The sequence below is a fragment of the Enterobacter sp. EC_50 genome (genome assembly GCF_019584525.1).
Lineage (GTDB): Bacteria > Pseudomonadota > Gammaproteobacteria > Enterobacterales > Enterobacteriaceae > Enterobacter > Enterobacter roggenkampii.
Map to the genome: position 1 here is coordinate 22068 of NZ_VDAF01000030.1, position 22992 is coordinate 45059.

The 22992-nt window shown below is 57.0% G+C and carries 16 protein-coding genes; 10 read left to right on the forward strand and 6 right to left on the reverse strand.

Going from position 1 to position 22992, the window contains the following annotated elements:
- Positions 1-226 precede the first annotated feature (226 nt).
- The 4 genes from metB (at position 227) to katG (ending at position 7264) form a co-directional block, all read left to right on the forward strand.
- Positions 227-1387: a cystathionine gamma-synthase gene (metB, locus tag FHC48_RS20275; protein WP_021242813.1), complete on the forward strand. Its 1161-nt coding sequence runs from the start codon at positions 227-229 to the stop codon at positions 1385-1387.
- A 2-nt stretch (positions 1388-1389) separates the two neighbouring features.
- Positions 1390-3822, forward strand: a complete 2433-nt coding sequence (locus FHC48_RS20280; RefSeq protein ID WP_023293594.1) for a bifunctional aspartate kinase/homoserine dehydrogenase II — start codon at positions 1390-1392, stop codon at positions 3820-3822.
- A 226-nt stretch (positions 3823-4048) separates the two neighbouring features.
- A complete protein-coding gene (gene metF / locus FHC48_RS20285; RefSeq protein WP_008501796.1) occupies positions 4049-4936 on the forward strand; it encodes a methylenetetrahydrofolate reductase in 888 nt (295 codons plus the stop codon).
- 147 nt (positions 4937-5083) lie between these two features.
- Positions 5084-7264 carry a catalase/peroxidase HPI gene (gene katG, locus FHC48_RS20290; RefSeq protein WP_023293593.1) on the forward strand — a complete coding sequence of 727 codons (2181 nt, stop codon included), beginning with the start codon at positions 5084-5086 and terminating at the stop codon, positions 7262-7264.
- Positions 7265-7355: 91 nt separating this feature from the next.
- Here the strand turns inward: katG and FHC48_RS20295 are convergent, their stop codons facing one another.
- Genes FHC48_RS20295 through ptsP form a run of 3 tightly spaced genes read right to left on the reverse strand, consistent with a single transcriptional unit; the run spans position 7356 to position 11650 of the window.
- Positions 7356-8459, reverse strand: coding sequence for a glycerol dehydrogenase (locus FHC48_RS20295; protein ID WP_045352989.1), 1104 nt, complete (start codon positions 8457-8459; stop codon positions 7356-7358).
- A 12-nt stretch (positions 8460-8471) separates the two neighbouring features.
- Positions 8472-9134 carry a fructose-6-phosphate aldolase gene (gene fsa / locus FHC48_RS20300; RefSeq protein ID WP_047073656.1) on the reverse strand — a complete coding sequence of 221 codons (663 nt, stop codon included), beginning with the start codon at positions 9132-9134 and terminating at the stop codon, positions 8472-8474.
- Positions 9135-9148: 14 nt separating this feature from the next.
- On the reverse strand, positions 9149-11650 hold the full coding sequence (ptsP, locus tag FHC48_RS20305) for a phosphoenolpyruvate--protein phosphotransferase (protein ID WP_059364506.1): 2502 nt from the start codon (positions 11648-11650) through the stop codon (positions 9149-9151).
- 305 nt (positions 11651-11955) lie between these two features.
- On the opposite strand from ptsP, the gene FHC48_RS20310 reads away from it, so the two are divergent.
- The 5 genes from FHC48_RS20310 to FHC48_RS20330 are packed head-to-tail and all read left to right on the forward strand — an operon-like array spanning position 11956 to position 16919.
- Positions 11956-13035, forward strand: a complete 1080-nt coding sequence (locus tag FHC48_RS20310) for a PTS fructose transporter subunit EIIC (protein ID WP_023326312.1) — start codon at positions 11956-11958, stop codon at positions 13033-13035.
- Between the two features lie 14 nt (positions 13036-13049).
- The gene (locus FHC48_RS20315; protein WP_023326311.1) at positions 13050-13370 is read left to right on the forward strand and encodes a PTS fructose-like transporter subunit IIB; all 321 of its coding nucleotides are present in this window, start codon (positions 13050-13052) and stop codon (positions 13368-13370) included.
- Positions 13371-13421: 51 nt separating this feature from the next.
- A complete protein-coding gene (locus tag FHC48_RS20320; protein ID WP_059364503.1) occupies positions 13422-15719 on the forward strand; it encodes a formate C-acetyltransferase in 2298 nt (765 codons plus the stop codon).
- Positions 15685-16560, forward strand: coding sequence for a [formate-C-acetyltransferase]-activating enzyme (locus tag FHC48_RS20325; protein ID WP_032654083.1), 876 nt, complete (start codon positions 15685-15687; stop codon positions 16558-16560). Before FHC48_RS20320 ends, FHC48_RS20325 begins: the two co-directional genes overlap by 35 nt.
- A gap of 2 nt (positions 16561-16562) precedes the next feature.
- The gene (locus FHC48_RS20330; protein WP_023326308.1) at positions 16563-16919 is read left to right on the forward strand and encodes a PTS fructose-like transporter subunit IIB; all 357 of its coding nucleotides are present in this window, start codon (positions 16563-16565) and stop codon (positions 16917-16919) included.
- On the opposite strand, the gene FHC48_RS20335 is transcribed toward FHC48_RS20330, so the two are convergent.
- The 3 genes from FHC48_RS20335 to argE all read right to left on the reverse strand — a co-directional run bounded on the left by FHC48_RS20335 (position 16906) and on the right by argE (position 21899).
- A complete protein-coding gene (locus tag FHC48_RS20335; RefSeq protein ID WP_059364501.1) occupies positions 16906-17754 on the reverse strand; it encodes an AraC family transcriptional regulator in 849 nt (282 codons plus the stop codon). The genes FHC48_RS20330 and FHC48_RS20335 overlap by 14 nt on opposite strands.
- 95 nt (positions 17755-17849) lie before the next feature.
- The gene (gene ppc, locus FHC48_RS20340) at positions 17850-20501 is read right to left on the reverse strand and encodes a phosphoenolpyruvate carboxylase (RefSeq protein WP_023345106.1); all 2652 of its coding nucleotides are present in this window, start codon (positions 20499-20501) and stop codon (positions 17850-17852) included.
- Positions 20502-20747: 246 nt separating this feature from the next.
- Positions 20748-21899: an acetylornithine deacetylase gene (gene argE / locus FHC48_RS20345; RefSeq protein ID WP_008501790.1), complete on the reverse strand. Its 1152-nt coding sequence runs from the start codon at positions 21897-21899 to the stop codon at positions 20748-20750.
- Between the two features lie 88 nt (positions 21900-21987).
- Between argE and argC the strand changes: the two genes are divergently transcribed.
- Positions 21988-22992, forward strand: coding sequence for an N-acetyl-gamma-glutamyl-phosphate reductase (gene argC / locus FHC48_RS20350; RefSeq protein WP_023293589.1), 1005 nt, complete (start codon positions 21988-21990; stop codon positions 22990-22992).

The following is a 22992-nucleotide window of genomic DNA, read 5'->3' on the forward strand; positions in this document are numbered from 1 at the left end:
ACCACCCGTTTTGAACCGCAATCTTGCCTAGTTTACCGTAGAGACGATACCGTGGCACGGATATTGCCGCTGCAGCGTGCACTAAAGCATATAATTTTAACGGCTATTTGCGCATTGCTCAATCTATACGCAAAGAAGTTTAGATGTCCAGATGTATTGACGTCCATACTTTCAATGTTTACTCTGGTGCCTGACTTTTCACCTCATTCGCCAGGAAGCCCTCACCATGACGCGTAAACAGGCCACTATCGCAGTGCGTAGCGGATTAAATGATGACGAGCAGTACGGCTGCGTTGTCCCGCCCATTCATCTTTCCAGTACCTACAACTTCACCGGATTTAATGAACCCCGTGCGCATGATTACTCGCGTCGTGGCAACCCTACGCGTGACGTGACCCAGCGTGCGCTGGCCGAACTGGAAGGTGGCGCAGGGGCAGTATTAACCAATACCGGCATGTCTGCCATTCATCTGGTGACCACGGTGTTCCTGAAGCCTGGCGACCTGCTGGTTGCGCCGCACGACTGTTACGGCGGCAGCTATCGTCTGTTTGACAGCCTGGCAAAGCGCGGCTGCTATCGCGTGCTGTTTGTCGATCAAAACGACGAACAGGCGCTGAAACAGGCGCTGGCAGAGAAACCGAAGCTGGTTCTGGTGGAAAGTCCAAGCAATCCATTGTTGCGCGTTGTCGATATTGCGAAAATTTGTCAGCTCGCAAGGGATGCGGGAGCGATAAGTGTAGTGGATAATACGTTCCTCAGTCCGGCCCTTCAGAACCCACTCGCACTGGGTGCCGATCTGGTGTTGCATTCATGCACTAAATATCTGAACGGCCATTCTGACGTGGTGGCAGGTGTGGTGATTGCCAAAGATCCTGACGTTGTCACCGAACTGGCATGGTGGGCCAATAATATTGGCGTCACCGCAGGCGCCTTCGACAGCTACCTGCTGTTGCGCGGCATCCGTACGCTGTCGCCGCGCATGGACGTGGCGCAGCGCAATGCTCAGGCGATTGTCGACTTCCTGAAAACCCAGCCGCTGGTGAAGAAGCTGTACCACCCGTCGCTGCCGGAAAACCAGGGGCACGAGATTGCCGCGCGCCAGCAGAAAGGGTTTGGCGCGATGTTAAGTTTTGAACTGGACGGTGACGAGCAAACGCTGCGTCGCTTCCTGAGCGGGCTGTCATTGTTTACGCTGGCGGAATCCTTAGGTGGGGTTGAAAGCTTGATCTCCCACGCCGCGACCATGACGCACGCAGGAATGGCACCCGAAGCACGTGCCGCCGCCGGAATTTCTGAGACGCTGCTGCGGATCTCAACCGGTATCGAAGATTCTGAAGATTTAATTGCCGATCTGGAAAATGGCTTCCGGGTCGCAGCCAAGGGGTAATCATGAGTGTGATAGCGCAGGCAGGGGCGAAGGGTCGTCAGCTGCACAAGTTTGGTGGTAGTAGTCTTGCTGATGTGAAATGTTACCTGCGCGTCGCAGGGATCATGACGGAATATTCACAGCCGGGTGACATGATGGTTGTCTCGGCGGCGGGCAGCACCACCAACCAGTTGATTAGCTGGCTGAAACTGAGCCAGACCGATCGCCTTTCTGCGCATCAGGTGCAACAGTCATTACGTCGCTATCAGAGCGAATTGATTGCCGGCCTGCTGCCTGCGGACGTGGCGGACGGGCTGATCAGCGCCTTCACGCACGATCTTGAGCGTCTGGCCGCCCTGCTGGACAGCGGCATTACCGATGCGGTGTATGCCGAAGTGGTGGGCCACGGTGAAGTATGGTCCGCGCGCCTGATGGCTGCGGTTCTGCAACACCTGGGCGTGGACGCCGCCTGGCTCGACGCGCGTGATTTCCTGCGTGCCGAACGCGCCGCGCAGCCGCAGGTGGATGAAGGGTTATCCTACCCGCTGCTGCAGCAGCTGCTGGTGCAGCACCCGGGCAAACGCATTGTGGTTACCGGCTTTATCAGCCGCAGCAACGCGGGTGAAACCGTGCTGCTGGGCCGTAACGGCTCCGACTACTCGGCGACGCAAATCGGTGCTCTGGCGGGCGTGTCCCGCGTCACCATCTGGAGCGACGTGGCCGGTGTTTATAGCGCGGACCCGCGCAAAGTAAAAGATGCCTGCCTGCTGCCGCTGCTGCGCCTGGATGAAGCCAGCGAGCTGGCGCGTCTGGCGGCACCGGTGCTGCACGCCCGTACGCTGCAGCCGGTTTCCGGTAGCGATATTGACCTGCAGCTGCGCTGCAGCTATACCCCCGATCAAGGCTCCACGCGCATTGAGCGCGTGCTGGCCTCCGGTACCGGGGCGCGTATTGTTACCAGCCACGACGACATCTGCCTGATTGAGTTCCAGGTTCCTGCGGGCCAGGACTTCAGGCTGGCATATAAAGAGATCGACACGATCCTGAAACGCGCCCAGGTGCGTCCGCTGGCCGTGGGTGTGCATAATGACCGCCAGCTGCTGCAGTTCTGCTATACCGCAGAAGTGGCGGACAGCGCGCTGAAAATTCTGGATGAAGCGGGCCTGCCGGGCGAGCTTCGCCTGCGTCAGGGGCTGGCTCTGGTGGCGATGGTGGGCGCGGGCGTCACCCGTAACCCGCTGCACTGCCACCGCTTCTGGCAGCAGCTGAAAGGCCAGCCGGTGGAGTTCACCTGGCAGTCGGAAGAGGGCATCAGCCTGGTTGCCGTTCTGCGCAAAGGGCCAACCGAAAGCCTGATTCAGGGTCTGCATACCTCTCTGTTCCGCGCGGAAAAACGCATCGGCCTGGTGCTGTTTGGTAAAGGCAACATCGGTTCCCGCTGGCTGGAGCTGTTCGCCCGCGAGCAGGTCACGCTCTCGGCGCGTACGGGGTTCGAATTCATTCTCGCAGGCGTGGTGGACAGCCGCCGCAGCCTGCTGAACTACGAAGGGCTGGATGCCAGCCGCGCGCTTGCCTTCTTTAATGATGAAGCCGTCGAGCAGGATGAAGAGTCGCTGTTCCTGTGGATGCGCGCTCACCCGTACGACGATCTGGTAGTGCTGGACGTGACCGCCAGCGAACAGCTTGCCGATCAGTATCTTGATTTCGCCAGCCACGGTTTCCACGTCATCAGTGCGAACAAACTGGCGGGGGCAAGCAGCACCGATAAATACCGCCAGATCCACGACGCGTTTGAAAAAACCGGCCGTCACTGGCTGTATAACGCCACCGTGGGCGCGGGCCTGCCGGTAAACCACACCGTGCGCGACCTGATTGAAAGCGGTGACAGCATTCTGGCGCTGAGCGGTATCTTCTCCGGTACGCTCTCCTGGCTGTTCCTGCAGTTTGACGGCACCGTGCCGTTCACTGACCTGGTGGATCAGGCGTGGCAGCAGGGCTTAACGGAACCCGATCCGCGCGTTGACCTCTCCGGTAAAGACGTGATGCGTAAGCTGGTGATCCTGGCGCGCGAAGCCGGTTATGACATCGAGCCGGATTCCGTCCGCGTCGAGTCGCTGGTGCCTGCCGGCTGTGAAGAGGGTTCTGTGGATCATTTCTTTGAAAATGGTGAAGAGCTTAACGAGCAGATGGTGCAGCGTCTGGAAGCGGCGAACGAGATGGGGCTGGTGCTGCGCTACGTGGCACGTTTTGAGGCCAACGGAAAAGCGCGCGTCGGTGTCGAGGCGGTGCGTCCTGAACATCCGCTGGCGGCGCTGTTGCCGTGCGATAACGTCTTCGCCATCGAAAGCCGCTGGTACCGCGATAACCCGCTGGTGATCCGCGGCCCGGGCGCCGGGCGCGACGTCACCGCCGGGGCGATCCAGTCCGACATTAACCGTCTGGCTAAGCTGCTGTAAAAACTCAATTTCCCTCTCCCTGTGGGAGAGGGTTAGGGTGAGGGCATCGGACCGCGCTCACCCCCATCATGAATTTCCCTCATCTTCCCTGAGCAAACCTCACCGTTATTGTTGATTATTTCTATTGACGTCCCTCCGCTTTTCCGTCATTTTTACATCTGGACGTCTAAACGTATAGAAGTTCACAACACAACAGACAATGACACGCGATTGATAGGGGTAGGGTATGAGCTTTTTTCACGCCAACCAGCGGGAAGCACTGAACCAGAGCCTGGCCGAAGTAAACGGTCAGATTAACGTCTCTTTTGAATTTTTCCCGCCGCGCACCAGTGAAATGGAGCAAACCCTGTGGAGCTCTATCGATCGTCTCAGCAGCCTGAAACCAAAGTTTGTCTCCGTGACCTACGGTGCGAACTCTGGCGAGCGTGACCGTACACACAGCATCATTAAAGGCATCAAAGATCGTACCGGTCTGGAAGCGGCGCCGCACCTCACCTGTATCGACGCTACCCGCGACGAGCTGCGTGCCATCGCCCAGGACTACTGGAATAACGGCATCCGTCATATTGTCGCACTGCGCGGCGACCTCCCGCCCGGCAGCGGTAAGCCAGAGATGTATGCGGCCGACCTGGTCGGGCTGCTGAAAGAGGTGGCAGATTTCGATATCTCCGTGGCTGCTTACCCTGAGGTTCACCCGGAAGCGAAAAGCGCCCAGGCGGATCTGCTTAACCTCAAGCGTAAAGTGGAGGCCGGTGCCAACCGCGCCATTACCCAGTTCTTCTTTGATGTCGAAAGCTACCTGCGCTTCCGTGACCGCTGCGTCTCCGCGGGCATCGACGTTGAAATTATCCCGGGCATTCTGCCGGTCTCTAACTTCAAACAGGCGAAGAAATTCGCCGATATGACCAACGTGCGCATTCCGCTGTGGATGTCCAAAATGTACGAAGGTCTGGATGATGACCCGGAAACCCGCAAGCTGGTGGGGGCCAATATCGCCATGGACATGGTGAAAATCTTAAGCCGTGAAGGGGTGAAAGACTTCCACTTCTATACGCTAAACCGCGCGGAGATGAGCTATGCCATCTGCCATACTCTGGGCGTCCGCCCCGCGTAAAACACCAAAAGCCCTCTTAAATAGAGGGCTTTTTAACAGGGTAAAAAGTTAAAAGGTATCAGCTATCGAATCTGTGGATTAATTCAACTATAACTTATTGCTAGTGGTGTATATCGTAACGGTAACAACGTAAAAGGGAGCATAGCGATGAGCACGTCAGACGAGACCAATAAAGCGGCATCAGTCGGCAAATGCCCGTTCCATCAGGGCGGCGTCGATCACAGCGCGGGCGCAGGTACAGGCAGCCGCGACTGGTGGCCAAAACAACTCCGCATCGATCTTCTTAACCAACATTCCAATCGTTCGAACCCGCTGGGTGAAGACTTCGACTACCGCAAAGAATTCAGCAAGCTTGATTACTCTGCCCTTAAAGGCGACCTCAAAGCACTTTTAACCGACTCTCAACCGTGGTGGCCTGCCGACTGGGGCAGCTATGCGGGCCTGTTTATCCGTATGGCGTGGCACGGTGCGGGTACCTATCGCTCCGTGGACGGGCGCGGTGGGGCAGGACGCGGTCAACAGCGCTTTGCGCCACTGAACTCCTGGCCGGATAACGTAAGCCTGGATAAAGCGCGCCGTCTGCTGTGGCCTATCAAGAAAAAATACGGACAAAAAATCTCCTGGGCCGACCTGTTTATCCTCGCGGGTAACGTGGCGCTGGAGAACTCCGGCTTCCGTACCTTTGGTTTTGGTGCCGGGCGTGAAGACGTCTGGGAACCGGATCTGGACGTGAACTGGGGTGATGAAAAAGCCTGGCTGACCCACCGTGACCCGGAAGCGCTGGCTAAGCGTCCTCTGGCAGCCACCGAAATGGGCCTGATCTACGTGAACCCGGAAGGGCCGAACGCCAGCGGTGAACCGCTGTCAGCGGCGGCAGCGATTCGCGCAACCTTCGGCAACATGGGCATGAACGACGAAGAGACCGTCGCGCTGATTGCAGGCGGCCACACCCTCGGGAAGACTCACGGCGCGGGTGAAGCCACCCACGTGGGTACCGACCCCGAAGCCTCACCGATTGAAGCACAGGGCCTGGGCTGGGCCAGCACGCACGGCACGGGGGTTGGCGCTGATGCCATTACCTCCGGTCTGGAAGTCATCTGGTCACAAACCCCGACCCAGTGGAGCAACTACTTCTTCGAGAACCTGTTCAAATACGAATGGGTACAGACCCGCAGCCCGGCAGGGGCGATTCAGTTTGAAGCCGTGGATGCGCCGGAAATCATGCCCGATCCGTTCGACCCGTCGAAAAAACGCAAGCCTACCATGCTGGTCACCGACCTGACGCTGCGCTTCGACCCGGAATTCGAAAAGATTTCCCGCCGCTTCCTGAACGATCCGCAGGCCTTCAACGAAGCCTTCGCGCGTGCCTGGTTCAAGCTGACCCACCGTGATATGGGGCCAAAATCGCGTTACCTTGGCCCGGAAGTGCCGAAAGAAGATCTGATTTGGCAGGACCCGCTGCCGCAGGCGGTGTTCAATCCGACGAAAGAAGACATTGAAAGCCTGAAGGCGGAAATTGCTGCCTCTGGTCTCTCCGTGAGCGAACTGGTTTCCGTTGCCTGGGCGTCAGCCTCGACCTTCCGCGGTGGCGATAAGCGTGGCGGTGCCAACGGCGCGCGTCTGGCGCTGGCGCCTCAGCGTGACTGGGACGTGAACGCTGCGGCGGTTCGCGCGCTGCCAGCCCTGGAAGCTATCCAGCGCACCACCAACAAAGCCTCCCTGGCCGATATCATCGTGCTGGCGGGCGTGGTAGGCGTTGAGCAGGCCGCAAAAGCGGCGGGTGTGTATGTCACCGTTCCGTTCACCCCGGGCCGCGTAGATGCGCGTCAGGATCAGACGGATATTGAGATGTTTAACCTGCTCGAACCGATTGCCGATGGTTTCCGCAACTACCGTGCGCAGGTGGATGTGTCCACAACGGAGTCTCTGCTGATTGATAAAGCCCAACAGCTGACGCTGACTGCGCCAGAACTGACGGTGCTGATCGGCGGCCTGCGCGTACTGGGTGCCAACTTTGATGGCAGCAAGAACGGCGTGTTCACCAACCGTGAGGGCGTGCTGAGCACTGATTTCTTCGTGAACCTGCTGGATATGAACACGCAGTGGAAGGCGACCGATGAGTCCAATGAGCTGTTTGCCGGGAGCGATCGCACCAGCGGTGAAGTGAAATATACCGCCACACGCGCCGATCTGGTCTTCGGCTCTAACGCCGTCCTGCGCGCGCTGGCCGAGGTTTACGCCAGCGATGATGCGCATGAGAAGTTTGTCCGCGACTTCGTTGCCGCCTGGGCGAAGGTCATGGATCTGGATCGGTTTGACGTGAAGTAGCCAGTGTGCCGGGTGGCGGCTACGCCTTACCCGGCCTACAAATTAAAGTGCCATGTAGGCCGGGTAAGCGCAGCGCCACCCGGCTTTTTTATTATTCCCACTCCTGCAGGAATCGCTGTCCATACTGGTCTGCCACCAGCAGCGCCGCATACACCTGATCCGGCGTGACGCCCCCCGGCATGTTGTGGATCGTTTCTCCTTCCGCACATGAGGCTTCGGCGATCAGACGCATTTTGGCCGGAATATCCTCTTTGATGTTCAGCTGTGCCAGGGTGATCGGCAGCCCTACGCCGTGGCAAAGCGCCGCGACGGTCTCAATTTCTTCTACCGGCGCGTTTTCCAGCACCAGCTGCGTCAGCGTACCAAACGCCACTTTCTCCCCATGATAGAAGTGATGCGCGTCCGGCACCGCCGTCATGCCGTTATGAATAGCGTGTGCCGCCGCCAGCCCGCCACTTTCAAAGCCGACGCCGCTGAGATAGGTGTTGGCTTCGATAATGCGTTCCAGCGCAGGCGTCACCACATGCTGTTCCGCCGCCAGCATCGCTTTTTCACCCTCTTCAACCAGCGTGTTGTAGCACAGCTCGGCGAGCGCTAATGCCGCCTGTGTGCATTTACCCCCGGCCATAGTGGTCGCGCCGCTGCGCGAGCAGGCGCGTGCTTCAAACCAGGTCGCCAGCGCGTCGCCAATCCCGGCGGCCAGCAGACGTGCAGGCGCACCTGCTACCACTTTCGTATCCACAATGACCATGTTCGGGTTGTGCGGCAGCATCAGGTAGCGATCGAACTCGCCGCTGTCGGTGTAAATAACGGAAAGGGCGCTGCACGGCGCGTCGGTGGACGCGATAGTCGGCGCAATGGCGACCGGCACGTCCATAAAGTGAGCCAGCGCTTTCGCGGTATCCAGCGTTTTACCGCCACCAATACCCAGCACCGCCAGGCAGTCGGCGCTGTCGGCCAGCTTTTTCAGGCGATCGATTTCATTTTGCGAACATTCGCCGCCAAACGGCGCGATTTCGGCATGCAGTTCGGCTTTTTTAAAACTCTGACGCAGGGTCTCTTCGGCAAAACCCAGCACAAACTTATCGCCGACGACCAGCCAGCGGTTTGCCAGGGGTTTCAGATAGTCGCCGAGACGGGTCAGCACATCCGCGCCCTGGATATATTTCCCCGGCGATTGAATGATACGGTCCATAACAGTTCTCCCTTAGAGGTTGAGGTTACCAAACGCGTTTTTCCAGTCCTGCTCGAACTTCTCTATGGCTGACTCTACCGCCGGCGTACCGAGCATGTGTTGCGCTACGTCTAAGGGAAGCGTGATTGCTTCACATCCTGCCAACAGGCAGTCGAGCGCCTGACGCGGCGTTTTGAAGCTGGCGGCCAGCACTTTACTGTCCGGCGCGTGCAGCTCCAGCAGGGACTGCAGTTCCTGAACCATGCGAATGCCGTCACCGCCCTGCGCGTCGACGCGGTTGACGTACGGCGCGACATATTTCGCCCCTGCGAGTGCGGCGAGCAAGCCCTGCGCCGCGCTGTAAACGGCGGTGCCCAGCGTGGTTATCCCCTCTTTTTTCAAGGTCTTAATTGCGATAAGTCCCTGAGCCGTCACCGGGATTTTCACAACAATGCCCGGAATGGCGTTACTCAGACGTTTGGCTTCTGCCACCATGCCTTCGGCATCGCGGCTCATGGTTTGAGCAAACAGCGTGCCTTCCGGCCCGATGGCTTGTTGCAGGCGCGGCAGCACGTCCCAGATGGATTCACGGCTGGCGGCAATGATGCTCGGGTTGGTGGTGACGCCCGCAATGGGAAAAATGCGCGCCAGGCGTTCAACTTCCGCCACGTTGGCGGTATCCAGGTACAGTTCCATCACTCTTCCTCGTTTTACAGTTCTAATTCGTGTTGTAGCAGGGAAGCAATCGCCTCCCCTGAGCTGGCGTTAACCAGCGCATTGCGGAAATCCTCATGCATGATGCGGCGTGCCAGGCGGGAGAAAATACGCATATGCTGATCGCCCGCGGCGTGTTTGTTCAGCGTTAGCATGATGATGAATTGTGCTTCTTCATCTCCCCACATGATGGGGGCTTTCAGGCGTGCAACGCTGATGGTGGATTGCTCAATGTGCTCTGATTTGCTGTGCGGAATAGCAAAGCTAAAGCCGAGCCCGGTGGAGAAGACCGCTTCGCGCGCCCACAGATCGGACTCCAGTTTACGGGGGTATCGGCAACGTCCTGCGAGCAGCAGGTTATCGGTCATTCCTTTCATGACCTCTTCTTTGCTGTTCCAGTCATTGTCCAGTGAAATGCAGCGAGGTGTAACCAGAGGTGTGTCCTGCTGATTCATGCGGAACTGCGCCAGCAGGTGCTCAACTTCAAGTGAGGTGCGACACGCCATGGCCTGATTCAGCAACTGGCGGCAGGCGCGGCTATCAAGCTGAGCCAGACGCGCTTTGGTTGCCGGAATAGCGGGCGACCCCATGCTCAGCTCGTCCAAACCCAGACCCACCAGCAATGGCAACACCGAGCCTTTTGCACCCAGTTCGCCGCACAGGCCAATCCATTTCCCCTGGCGATGGACGGCTTGTACCGCGTAATCCAGCGCCCGCAGGAAGGCCGGGTTCAGGCTGTTGTAATGGCGTGTGACTTTGGCGTTATCGCGATCAACAGCCAGCAGATACTGCGTCAGGTCATTGCTACCGATGCTAAAGAAATCAATCTCTTCGCAACACTGGTCGATGATAAACATCACCGAAGGGACTTCCAGCATGATGCCAAGCGGGATTTTCTCATCAAACGGAATATGCTCAGCGCGGAGCTGTTGTTTCGCTTCGGCAAGTTTCTCTTTCACCCACAGGATCTCTTCCATGGAAGAGATCATTGGGATCATGATCTTCAGACTACCGTGAGCAGAGGCGCGCAGGATCGCCCGAAGCTGGGTGGTGAAAAGCACTGCATACTCTTCGTAAATACGTACGGCGCGGTAGCCGAGGAACGGGTTATTTTCGGCCGGGATCTTAAGGTACTCCACCGGCTTATCGCCGCCGATATCCATGGTCCGCACGATGATGCTGCGCCCGTTTGCACTTTCCAGTGCCTGACAGAAAATGTTGTAGAGCTCGTTTTCACCGGGCGCGCTGCTGCGGTCCATATAAAGCATTTCGGTGCGAAACAGGCCAACGCCTTCGGCGCCGTTCCCAAAGGCTGCCTGCGCTTCCACCGCATGGGCAATGTTCGCGGCAATCTCAACCCGCAGGCCGTCGGCGGTTCTGGCTTCCCGGTCCAGCCAGATGCCCTGCTGCTCGCGTAGTGCCTGTTGTACCCGTGCTTCCTGTCGGTAGTAGCGCGCCACCGCATCGCTGGCATCGACCACGACGGCACCAGCATTGCCATCGATAAATACGGATTGATTGCGCCACTGCAGCAGGCTTTCACTGTCGACGCCCACCAGCGTCGGAATATTAAAGGAACGTGCAAGGATAACGGTATGCGAGGTTGTTCCACCGCTTTTTAACAGCAGCCCTTTTAGCAAGGTTTTATCCAGTTCCAGGAACTGGCCGGGCGTGAGGTCGTCAGCAAGGCAGACGCTCGGCTGCATCAGCTGCCCCGGAGACGGGAAACGCGCTTCACCGTAGATATGCTGTAAAAGCTGATAGCAGACGTCGCGCACGTCCAGCACACGCTCCTGCAAATACGTGCTGCTGGAACGAGAGAACGTATCGCAGAAATGATTCGCCGTGGCGATGATGGCCTGTGCGCAGCTTAAGCCCCGGTTGATCCCTGACAGGAGGTGCTGGCGCAGCGAGGTATCCGTAGCCAGCGAACGATGGGCTTCAAGAATGGCGCCGGCGGTGCTGTCGTTGTCCAGCGCGCGCAGCTCAATGTTTTTCACCAGCAGGGTGAGACCATTATCCAGTGCTAACTGCTCATCTTCTTCGTCTTTCGCTTCGGGTAAATCTGTCAGTGCGTTGAGATCCAGCGAGGTCAGCAAGGTCAACACGCCCTGGGCGCTACCGCTGCAGACGGGCAGGGCGCGGAAAAGCGTTGGATTAAGGCGCGCGAGAGATTCTGGCAGCGGATCGCGCTCAATATTGATGGCTTCTGCGAGAGGCGCATCACAGTGTGGAAACGCTTCCCGGAGCCATTGTTCCAGTTGCTGATGGGCGTTCTGCTCATCTTCACCTTGGATCACCAGACGACAGGCGTCGCCTGCCAGCGTATCGGTGCCAATGACTGCCAGTGCGCTCTTGGCATTCCCTTTACGGTCTGTGCGCAGGTTGTGCCATTCGATTTGCGAGATAAACGTATTGCACAGCGTTTCCACATGACTTGCCGGACGCGCGTGAACACCGTTGGGTAATTCACAGGTAAATTCCACTACGAGAGCCATACACACTCCTGAAATCAATCCTCATTCATTGGGCAACAGCATACGAGTGTGTTGATGACGCGCGCCATGTGACAAATCTGCCAAAAGCTGGATAAATGTAATATCACGTAAAAAGTGAGATTTGACTCACAGGTTGTGGTTCTTTGTCTAATGCGTAACGTCTATCAGAAATGTCGAGGCGGATCGCATTTTTATTTCGACATTACAAAAATCCAGTAAATGGCCTTTTTGTCTCCTGTCCGCCGTCTTCCTGATTGCCTATTGTTTGCCACAACATCTTTATGGTTTTAGGCCAGGAGCGACATATGAAAGAGTTGGTGCATATTCTCAAGAACACGCGGCAGCATCTGATGACCGGGGTGTCGCACATGATCCCGTTTGTGGTCTCGGGCGGCATTCTGCTGGCGGTTTCGGTCATGTTGTATGGCAAAGGCGCGGTGCCCGATGCCGCAACCGATCCCAACCTGAAAAAGCTCTTTGATATCGGCGTGGCGGGGTTAACGCTGATGGTGCCATTCCTCGCCGCCTATATCGGCTACTCCATTGCAGAACGTGCCGCGCTGGCTCCCTGTGCAATTGCCGCCTGGGTGGGCAACAGCTTCGGTGCCGGGTTCTTTGGCGCGATTATCGCCGGGATTTTCGGTGGGATTGTCGTTTGGTACCTGAAAAAACTGCCGGTCCCGAAAGTGCTGCGTTCCGTTATGCCAATTTTCATCATCCCGATTATCGGCACGTTTATCACAGCAGGCATCATGATGTGGGGGCTGGGCGAGCCTGTAGGCGCGCTGACCACCGGCCTCACCCAATGGCTGCAAGGTATGCAGCAGGGCAGCATCGTGGTACTCGCCATCATTCTCGGTCTCATGCTGGCGTTCGATATGGGCGGCCCGGTTAACAAAGTGGCGTATGCCTTCATGCTGATTTGCGTTGCGCAGGGTGTCTATACCGTCGTTGCGATTGCCGCCGTGGCTATTTGCATTCCACCGCTGGGATTAGGGCTGGCAACGCTGATTAATCGCAAGAATTTTACCGGTGAAGAGCGTGAAGCGGGTAAGGCTGCATTAGTGATGGGCTGCGTGGGGGTCACCGAAGGGGCTATTCCGTTCGCCGCTGCCGATCCTCTGCGTGTCATTCCCTCCATCATGCTGGGATCCGCATGTGGCGCAGTGACGGCCGCCGTGATGGGCGCACAATGTTATGCCGGTTGGGGCGGGCTCATCGTTCTCCCTGTGGTGGAGGGCAAGCTGGGCTACATCGTGGCGGTTGCCGTGGGGGCTGTGGTGACGGCCATTAGCGTTAACGTGCTCAAGAGTTTTGCCCGCAAGAATGCAAAACAGGTCGAGGAAAAAGAGGACGACCTGGATCTGGATTTCGAAATTAACTGAGTGAGGAAAAGAACATGGCCCGAATTATCGCAGTAACAGCATGTCCGTCAGGCGTTGCCCATACCTACATGGCGGCCGAAGCGCTGGAAAGTGCCGCCAAAGCTAAAGGTTGGGAAGTGAAGGTTGAAACGCAAGGGTCGATTGGCCTCGAGAACGAACTGACGGCAGAAGACGTTGCCGCCGCAGATATGGTGATCCTGACCAAAGATATCGGCATTAAATTCGAAGAGCGCTTTGCCGGGAAAACCATTGTACGCGTCAATATCAGCGACGCGGTAAAACGCGCCGACGCCATCATGAACAAAATTGATGCCCACCTGGCGCAAACCGCCTGACGCTCTCCCGCCCTTCGGGGCGGGCTCGTTTTCCTTTACAGGAGTTCCCTCATGACGAATCGTACCCAGAGTTTGAAAGACGCACTTTTTGCCAGCCCACGTGAAATCTCGCTTGAGCGTGCTTTGCTCTATACCGCCAGCCATCAGCAGACGGAAGGTGAGCCGGTTATCCTCAGGCGTGCAAAAGCCACGGCGTACATTCTTGACCATGTGAACATCGCGATTCGTGATGAGGAACTGATTGCCGGAAACCGGACCGTTAAACCGCGCGCGGGCATTATGTCCCCTGAGATGGATCCGTACTGGCTGCTTAAGGAGCTGGACCAGTTTTCCACACGTCCGCAGGACCGCTTTGACATCAGCGATGAGGACAAGCAGACCTACCGCGACGTGCTGTACCCCTACTGGGAAAAACGGTCCATGAAGGATTTCATCAACAGCCAGATGACGGATGAGGTGAAAGCCGCTGTAGGGACGCAAATTTTCAGCGTCAACCAGACGGACAAAGGGCAGGGGCATATCATTATTGATTATCCGCGCCTGCTGAATAACGGGCTGGGTGCGCTGGTGGAGCAAATGCGAGAATATTGTGCCCGCGATGCGCAGAACACGTTCTATGCCGCCGCGCTGATTCTGCTTGAAGCCTCCCAGCGTCATATTCTGCGCTATGCTGCGCTGGCTGAAACGCTTGCGATCGGCTGTGATGACGCTTCACGGCGTGAAGAGCTACGAAAGATTGCCGAAATCTCGCGTCACAACGCGCAGCATAAGCCGCAAACGTTCTGGCAGGCGTGTCAGCTGTTCTGGTATATGAACGTCATTTTGCAATACGAATCTAACGCCAGCTCGCTTTCTATCGGGCGCTTCGACCAGTATATGCTGCCCTTTTATCAGGCTTCGCTTTCGCAGGGGGACGATCCCGCATTTCTGAAAGAGCTACTGGAATCGCTGTGGGTGAAATGCAATGACGTGGTGCTTTTACGTTCGACGAGTAGCGCACGTTATTTTGCTGGTTTCCCGACGGGTTATACCGCGTTGTTGGGTGGTTTAACGGAGAGCGGTCGTAGCGCAGTGAATGTGCTTTCCTTCCTGTGCCTGGATGCTTACCAGAGCGTTCAGCTTCCTCAACCGAACCTTGGCGTGCGGGTTAACGAACTTATCGACCGTCCTTTTCTGCTTAAAACGGCGGAGACGATCCGCCTGGGCACCGGTATCCCGCAGATTTTCAATGACGAAGTGGTGGTGCCCGCTTTCCTGAATCGGGGGGTGTCGCTGGAAGATGCGCGCGACTACGCGGTGGTTGGCTGTGTAGAACTGTCTATTCCGGGTAAAACCTACGGTCTGCATGATATCGCGATGTTTAACCTGCTGAAAGTAATGGAAATCGCGATGCAGGAGAACGAAGGTAATGCTGCGCTGAGTTATGAAGGCTTGCTGGACCATATTCGCGCCAAAATTAATCACTACATTGCGCTGATGGTTGAGGGGAGCAACATCTGCGATATCGGCCATCGAGACTGGGCACCGGTACCGTTACTCTCTTCATTTATCAGCGATTGTCTTGAATCAGGGAAAGATATTACCGACGGCGGGGCGCGGTATAACTTTTCTGGCGTTCAGGGGATCGGGATAGCCAACCTGAGTGATTCACTGCACGCCCTGAAAGGGCTGGTCTTTGAACAGCAGCGCTTAAGTTTTGATGAGCTCTTAGCCGTGTTGAAAGCGAACTTTGCTACCCCAGAGGGCGAAAAGGTGCGTGCAAGGTTGATCAACCGCTTCGAAAAATACGGCAATGATATCGATGATGTCGACAATATCAGCGCTGAACTGCTGCGCCATTACTGTAAAGAGGTCGAAAAATACCGGAACCCACGCGGCGGACAGTTCACGCCAGGCTCTTATACCGTATCGGCACACGTGCCGCTGGGGGCGGTGGTGGGAGCGACACCGGATGGCCGCTTTGCCGGAGAGCAACTGGCTGACGGTGGGCTCTCGCCGATGCTTGGGCAAGATATGCAGGGCCCAACGGCGGTACTTAAATCGGTAAGCAAGCTGGATAACTATCTGTTATCTAACGGTACGCTGTTAAACGTTAAATTCACCCCTGCGACGCTGGAAGGCGATGCCGGGCTGCAAAAGCTGGCGGATTTCCTTCGCGCTTTCACCCAGCTTAAGTTGCAGCATATCCAGTTCAACGTGGTGAACGCGGAAACATTGCGTGAAGCGCAACAGCGTCCGCAGGATTTTGCCGGACTGGTGGTGCGCGTTGCCGGCTACAGCGCCTTCTTTGTTGAGTTATCGAAGGAGATCCAGGATGACATTATCCGCCGCACAGCGCATCAGCTGTGACGTGGTTGAAACGCGCGCCGAGGTGGCGCGTATTTTCAATATCCAGCGCTACTCATTGAATGACGGTCGCGGCATCCGTACGGTGGTCTTTTTTAAAGGTTGTCCTCACCGTTGTCCGTGGTGTGCGAATCCGGAGTCGATTTCACCGAAAATCGAGACGGTGCGCAGAGAAAGTAAATGTCTTCACTGCACCCCCTGTTTATGGGACGTCGATGAGTGCCCCTCCGGCGCATTTGAGCCTATCGGGCGGGATGTTACGCTGGAGGAGCTGGTAAACGAGGTCATGAAAGACGATGTCTTCTTTCGTTCCTCGGGAGGCGGGGTGACGCTCTCGGGTGGCGAAGTGTTGCTGCAGGCGCCTTTCGCGACACAATTTCTACAGCGATTACGCCGTTTCGGCGTGCATACGGCCATTGAAACGGCAGGCGATGCCCCTTTGTCCCGACTCATGCCGCTGGCTCGCCAGTGTGATGAAGTGTTGTTTGATTTGAAGATCATGGACGCGGATCTGGCCCAATCGATTGTGGCAATGAATCTTCCCAGAGTGCTGGATAATTTCCGCCAGCTGGTGGCTGACGGGATAAACGTGATTCCTCGTGTGCCGCTTATTCCTGGCTATACGCTTAACGAAACGAACATGGCGCGCGTGCTGGCTTTCCTGCTACCTTCAGGAATACGGCAACTGCATTTATTGCCCTTCCATCAGTATGGAGAGCCAAAATACCGTCTGCTGGGACAGGAGTGGGGAATGCGGCAAGCGATCCCTCCGACAGAAGATGAGGTGTCAGCGATGCGTCAACTGGCAGAGCGCGAAGGTTTCAATGTTACCGTGGGAGGCTGAACATGACAGTGATAACGGGACGTCATCTGGTGGCGGTGACCGCGTGCGTCAGTGGCGTTGCACATACCTATATGGCTGCCGAACGGCTGGAAAAGCTCTGCCAGCAGGAGAAGTGGAGCGTTAACATTGAGACGCAGGGAGCGCTGGGCGTTGAGAGCGAGCTTACGGAAGACGACATCCGGCGTGCCGATGTCGTATTGCTCATTACCGATATCGAACTGGCGGGCAGTGAACGTTTCGAGCATGCGCGCTACGTGAAGTGCGGTATTAGCGCCTTTTTACGCGACCCACAAAAGGTGATGGGGGCGGTGCGTAAAATGTTAGCCGCTCCGCAGCATACTCAGGTCATTCTGGACTAATCGCCTTCCCGGTGAGCTGGCTGTGATACTGGCGACGGTATTCTGACGGCGAACGTTCGGTGTTCTTACGAAACAACCGGCAGAAATAGTTGCTGTCAACAAATCCGCAGGCATGCGCCACCTCTTTCACTTTCAAATCATATCCTTTCAGCAACTGGCGCGCGTGTTCCAGTCGGGTGTGCGTCAGGTACTCATTGAAACCCACTGCGCCCGTTTTCTGGAACAGATGCGACAGGTAGTTTGGGGAGATATAAAACGCCTGCGCGACGGATTCCCGGGTAAGGGGAGTGGCGTAGTGTTCGTCAATATAGACCCGAATCGCTTCAAACAAAGCCTGGCTGCGGGAGGCGGTTTGGATCTGACTACCCAGCAGGTCGACGCAGTGGCTAAGCAGGCTGGCAATAATCAGCCGCGCGGTTTGTTGCTCATGCGGTTGCATCTGCATTTCATGAAGCGTCTGTAAGAGTAGCGATCCAATACGGGGACCGCGGCGGGCAACGTGCTGCTTTGTCAGGTTTCGAACGTCTATACCATTCCAGTGCAAAAGGCTAAACCCAAGCTGCTGTTTGCCAAACAGGATGCTCAGCGTTGTTGCAGGTGCTTGCCATTGTGGATTATTCCAGCCGCCAGCCGGTACGTATAAAACATCACCCTGCTGTAAAACGCAGCCAGCCTGGTCTTGCATCGAACCTTCGATCGCGATCTCCAGACGTGGAAAATCGACCTGCAAGGCAAGTTCGGGGGCGGAGGTCGCGGAGTTTGCAAAATGCACCTGACGCAGCGGCGTTGTGCCGTTGATCAGGTTAGTCAGGATCTGGGTAATGTCGTGGTGCATGGTGTGGATACCAGGGTATTGCCGGGTGGCGCTAACGCTTACCCGGCCTACTTATCGTAGGCCCGTGCAAGCGCAGCGCCGCCGGGCGTAAAGCATTAGCCGGTGTTACGCATACCCGCCGCAACGCCCGCAATCGTCACCATCAGCGCCTGTTCAACGCGTGGATCCGGCTCTTTCCCTTCTTCTTCTGCCAGACGCGAACGGTGCAGCAGCTCTGCCTGCAGGACGTTCAGCGGGTCGGTGTAGATGTTACGCAGCTGGATAGACTCGGCAATCCACGGCAGGTCCGCCATCAGGTGTGAGTCGTTAGCGATGTCCAGCACCACTTTGATGTCGCCTTCCAGCAGTTCGCGCAGCTCTTTGCCCAGCGCCCACAGCTCGGGCTTCACCAGGCGCTGATCGTAGTATTCCGCCAGCCACAGGTCGGCTTTCGAGAAGACCATCTCCAGCATTCCCAGACGGGTAGAGAAGAACGGCCAGTCGCGGCACATGGTTTCCAGTTCGCTCTGTTTACCGTCTTCCACCACTTTTTGCAGCGCGGCACCGGCACCCAGCCAGGCGGGCAGCATTAAGCGGTTCTGCGTCCAGGCGAAGATCCACGGAATGGCGCGCAGAGATTCTACGCCGCCGGTCGGACGACGCTTGGCAGGACGCGAGCCCAGCGGAAGTTTACCCAGCTCCTGTTCAGGCGTGGCTGAACGGAAGTAAGGCACGAAATCTTTGTTTTCACGCACATAGCCGCGGTACAGATCGCAGGAGATGTCTGACAGCTCGTCCATGATGCGGCACCAGGATTCTTTTGGCTCCGGCGGCGGCAGCAGGTTGGCTTCGAGGATCGCGCTGGTATAAAGCGACAGGCTGCTGATGGTCACTTCCGGCAGGCCGTACTTGAAGCGGATCATCTCGCCCTGCTCGGTCACGCGCAGGCCGCCTTTCAGGCTTCCCGGCGGCTGTGACAGCAGTGCCGCGTGTGCTGGCGCGCCGCCACGGCCAATGGAGCCACCGCGTCCGTGGAACAGGGTCAGCTCGATACCGGCTTTCTCGCAGGTTTTGATCAGTGCGTCCTGCGCCTGATACTGCGCCCAGGATGCCGCCATTACGCCCGCATCTTTTGCGGAGTCGGAATAGCCGATCATCACCATCTGTTTGCCCTGAATAAAGCCGCGATACCAGTCGATGTTCAGCAGCTGGCTCATCACGTCGTTGGCGTTGTTCAGGTCGTCGAGGGTTTCAAACAGCGGGGCGACCGGCAGGGCGTAGTCAATGCCCGCTTCTTTCAGCAGGAGGTGAACGCCCAGCACGTCGGATGGGGTTTTCGCCATGGAGATCACATAGGCGGCGACCGATCCTTTCGGTGCGTCCACGATCGCTTTACAGGTGTTGAGCACTTCGCGGGTATCGTTGCTTGGCTCCCAGTTGCGCGGCAGCAGAGGGCGCTTGGAGTTCAGCTCGCGGATCAGGAACGCCTGTTTGTCGGCTTCGGACCAGCTTTCATAGTCGCCGATGCCGAGGTAGCGGGTCAGCTCGCCCAGCGCTTCGGTATGACGGGTACTTTCCTGACGCACGTCGATACGTACCAGCGGCACGCCGAAACACTTCACGCGACGCAGGGTGTCGAGCAGTTCACCGTTGGCGATAATGCCCATCCCGCAGGCCTGCAGCGATTTATAACAGGCGTACAGCGGCTCCCAGAGCTGCTCGTTCTGGCTCAGCAGCCCTTCTGGTTTTGGCAGACGCTGGCCTTTCAGGCGCGCTTCCAGCCAGGCCTGAGTGGCCATCAGCTGACCACGCAGTTTTTTCATCAGGAAACGGTACGGCTCGCTGGCGCCTTCTTCACCGGCCAGCGCGCGCAGTTCCGGCGTCGCTTCTACCATCGACAGCTCGGAGATCAGTACCTGAATGTCTTTCAGGAACAGATCGGTCGCTTTCCAGCGGCTCAGCAGCAGGACGTGACGGGTGATTTCTGCGGTGACGTTTGGGTTGCCGTCGCGGTCGCCGCCCATCCAGGAGGTAAAGCGGACCGGCACAAAGTCGACCGGCAGACGGTAGCCCAGGTTCGCTTCCAGCTGTTCGTTCAGCTCGCGCAGGTAGTTCGGTACCCCTTCCCACAGGCTGTTTTCCACCACCGCAAAGCCCCATTTAGCTTCGTCGACCGGGCTTGGGCGATGCTTACGAATTTCATCGGTGTGCCAGGACTGAGCAATCAGCTGGCGCAGGCGGCGCATCAGCTGGTTGCGTTCATAGTCGGCAATGTCTTTGTTATCCAGCTGCTTCAGGCAGTTGTTCACTTCCACCATTTTGTGGATCAGGGTGCGACGGGTGATCTCGGTTGGGTGAGCGGTCAGTACCAGCTCCAGCGAAAGTGACTCCACCGCTTTTTTGATGGTGGCTTCGTTGAGGTCTGGCTGGTCTTTCAGTTTACGAAGGGTGCGGGCAATGACTTCCGGGTTGCTGGCCGCTTCGCCGTTTGGCGAAATGCTGTGGTATTGCTCAGCGGTATTTGCCAGGTTCAGGAACTGGCTGAATGCGCGTGCAACGGGCAGCAGCTCGTCGTTCGAGAGGTTCTGCAAGGTGGTGAGCAGCTCCTGACGACTGGCCTCGTTACCGGCACGGGAAGATTTAGACAGCTTGCGGATGGTTTCAACGCGGTCGAGGATGTTCTCCCCCAACGCATCTTTGATGGTATCTCCAAGCACTTTGCCGAGCATACTGACATTACTACGCAACGCGGAATATTGTTCGTTCATAAAAACCCAGTCACCCCATCATTTTTGTTTATGCCCAGGCGAAAATCTTCTGGACATTATTTTGTCATCTCCCTTTATAAAGCCACGTAAAACCCCCGTCGTCAATTGCTGCGAAAACGGTTCAGCAAACGAATAAATGTGGGCAATTTACGAAATTTAATTCGCATTGCGTCAGATAAGAGATGCTTATGGAAATGTGACGGAGATCGCGGGATTTTCCCCTCTCTTCCGAGAGGGGAAAGGTCATTAATGCCAGCAGAAATGATGTACAACCTGGGTAATCAGTTCGCGGGTGGGCTTGATAAAGCGGGTTTCAAGATATTCATCCGGCTGGTGCGCCTGGTTGATGGAGCCAGGGCCAAGAACCAGCGTCGGGCACAGCGTCTGAATAAACGGCGCTTCGGTGCAGTAGTTCACCACGTCAGTCTTTTCACCGAGCAGCTTTTCCACCACTTCGACCAGCTGATGGTCCGGCGGGCATTCATAACCTGGGATCGGCGGGTGCAGTTCCGAGACCGTCAGACGGCCCGGCCAGCGCTCACTCACCGGGGCCAGCGCTTCGTTCAGTAAACCATCCAGATCGCTCAGGGTCATGCCCGGCAGCGGTCGGATGTCCATGTGCAGCTCGCAGCAGGCGCAGATACGGTTCGAGGCATCACCGCCGTGCAGGCTGCCGAGATTGAGCGTTGGATACGGCACGGTGAACGCCTCATAGTGGTAACGCTCTTTCAGATCGTCGCGCAGGGTCATGATGCGGCCGATGGCGTCATGCATCAGCTCAATGGCGTTGACGCCCCGCGCCGGATCGCTGGAGTGGCCGGACTGGCCGAGCACGCGCACGGCGGTAGAGATATGGCCTTTATGTGCGCGAATCGGTTGCAGAGACGTCGGCTCGCCGATGATCGCGCAATCCGGACGAATCGACGTGTTTTCTGAGAAGTAGCGCGCGCCCGCCATGCTGGTCTCTTCATCAGCGGTCGCCAGAATGTAGAGCGGTTTTTTCAGCTTCGTCACGTCCACGTCACGCAGCGCGTCGAGGATAAAGGCGAAGAAGCCTTTCATGTCTGCGGTGCCCAGACCGTAGAGCTTGTTGTCGTGCTCGGTCAGGGTGAACGGATCGCGCGTCCAGCGGCCATCGTCAAACGGCACGGTGTCGGTGTGACCGGCCAGCAGCAGGCCGCCCGCACCGGTTCCGGTACTGGCGAGCAGGTTAAATTTGTGGCGAGTGCCGGGGACGGGCTGAACCTCAACGTTAAACCCAAGATCGCTAAACCAACCCGCCAGCAGATTGATTAAAGACTCATTGCTCTGATCCAGCGCTTCTTCCGTTGCGCTGATGGACGGTGTGGCAATCAGGGCGCGGTAGATCTCGATAAATGGCGGTAAGTTCATTTTCATTGTTGACACACCTTAGGTCATGATAGTATCAATATTCATGCAATAAATGTGAATAAAAATACATTAACGTTGAGCATAAAGGAACCCGATGTTGAATACGCTGATTGTAGGCGCTAGCGGTTATGCGGGCGCAGAGCTTGTAAGCTACGTGAATCGCCATCCACATATGACCATAACCGCTTTGACCGTGTCAGCGCAAAGCAATGATGCAGGAAAGTTAATTTCCGATTTGCATCCGCAGCTTAAGGGGCTGGTCGATCTGCCTTTGCAGCCCATGTCTGACATCAGCGAGTTTACCGACGGCGTCGACGTGGTGTTTTTAGCCACCGCGCACGAGGTCAGCCACGACCTGGCGCCGCAGTTCCTGGCGGCTGGCTGCGTGGTCTTCGACCTCTCCGGCGCGTTCCGCGTTAACGATGGCGCGTTCTACGAAAAATATTACGGTTTCACCCATCAGCATCCGGAGCTGCTTGAAAAAGCGGTGTACGGCCTGGCGGAGTGGAGCGCTGACAAACTGAAAGAAGCGGATCTGATTGCTGTCCCGGGCTGCTACCCGACGGCGGCACAGCTTTCGCTGAAACCGCTGATCGACGCCGGGCTGCTGGATCTGAACCAGTGGCCGGTGATCAACGCCACCAGCGGCGTGAGCGGAGCAGGGCGCAAGGCCGCCATCTCCAACAGCTTCTGCGAAGTGAGCCTTCAGCCGTATGGCGTGTTTAATCATCGCCATCATCCTGAAATCACCACCCATCTGGGCGCGGACGTGATTTTCACGCCGCATCTGGGCAGCTTCCCGCGTGGGATCCTCGAAACCATTACCTGCCGCCTGAAGCCGGGCGTGACCAAAGAGCAGGTGAATGAGGTCTTCACGCAGGCGTATGCGGACAAACCGCTGGTGCGCCTGTACGACAAAGGCGTGCCGGCGCTGAAAAATGTGGTCGGCCTGCCGTTCTGCGACATCGGCTTTGCCGTGCAGGGTGAGCATCTCATCGTGGTGGCCGCAGAAGATAACTTACTGAAAGGCGCTGCCGCTCAGGCAATGCAGTGTGCAAATATTCGTTTCGGTTTCCCGGAAACGCAGGCTCTTATTTAA

Coding starts and splice junctions, on each gene's coding strand:
- metB (WP_021242813.1), top strand. CDS start 227: ATGACGCGTAAACAGGCCACTATCGCAGTGCGTAGCGGATTAAATGAT.
- FHC48_RS20280 (WP_023293594.1), top strand. CDS start 1,390: ATGAGTGTGATAGCGCAGGCAGGGGCGAAGGGTCGTCAGCTGCACAAG.
- metF (WP_008501796.1), top strand. CDS start 4,049: ATGAGCTTTTTTCACGCCAACCAGCGGGAAGCACTGAACCAGAGCCTG.
- katG (WP_023293593.1), top strand. CDS start 5,084: ATGAGCACGTCAGACGAGACCAATAAAGCGGCATCAGTCGGCAAATGC.
- FHC48_RS20295 (WP_045352989.1), bottom strand. CDS start 8,459: ATGGACCGTATCATTCAATCGCCGGGGAAATATATCCAGGGCGCGGAT.
- fsa (WP_047073656.1), bottom strand. CDS start 9,134: ATGGAACTGTACCTGGATACCGCCAACGTGGCGGAAGTTGAACGCCTG.
- ptsP (WP_059364506.1), bottom strand. CDS start 11,650: ATGGCTCTCGTAGTGGAATTTACCTGTGAATTACCCAACGGTGTTCAC.
- FHC48_RS20310 (WP_023326312.1), top strand. CDS start 11,956: ATGAAAGAGTTGGTGCATATTCTCAAGAACACGCGGCAGCATCTGATG.
- FHC48_RS20315 (WP_023326311.1), top strand. CDS start 13,050: ATGGCCCGAATTATCGCAGTAACAGCATGTCCGTCAGGCGTTGCCCAT.
- FHC48_RS20320 (WP_059364503.1), top strand. CDS start 13,422: ATGACGAATCGTACCCAGAGTTTGAAAGACGCACTTTTTGCCAGCCCA.
- FHC48_RS20325 (WP_032654083.1), top strand. CDS start 15,685: ATGACATTATCCGCCGCACAGCGCATCAGCTGTGACGTGGTTGAAACG.
- FHC48_RS20330 (WP_023326308.1), top strand. CDS start 16,563: ATGACAGTGATAACGGGACGTCATCTGGTGGCGGTGACCGCGTGCGTC.
- FHC48_RS20335 (WP_059364501.1), bottom strand. CDS start 17,754: ATGCACCACGACATTACCCAGATCCTGACTAACCTGATCAACGGCACA.
- ppc (WP_023345106.1), bottom strand. CDS start 20,501: ATGAACGAACAATATTCCGCGTTGCGTAGTAATGTCAGTATGCTCGGC.
- argE (WP_008501790.1), bottom strand. CDS start 21,899: ATGAAAATGAACTTACCGCCATTTATCGAGATCTACCGCGCCCTGATT.
- argC (WP_023293589.1), top strand. CDS start 21,988: ATGTTGAATACGCTGATTGTAGGCGCTAGCGGTTATGCGGGCGCAGAG.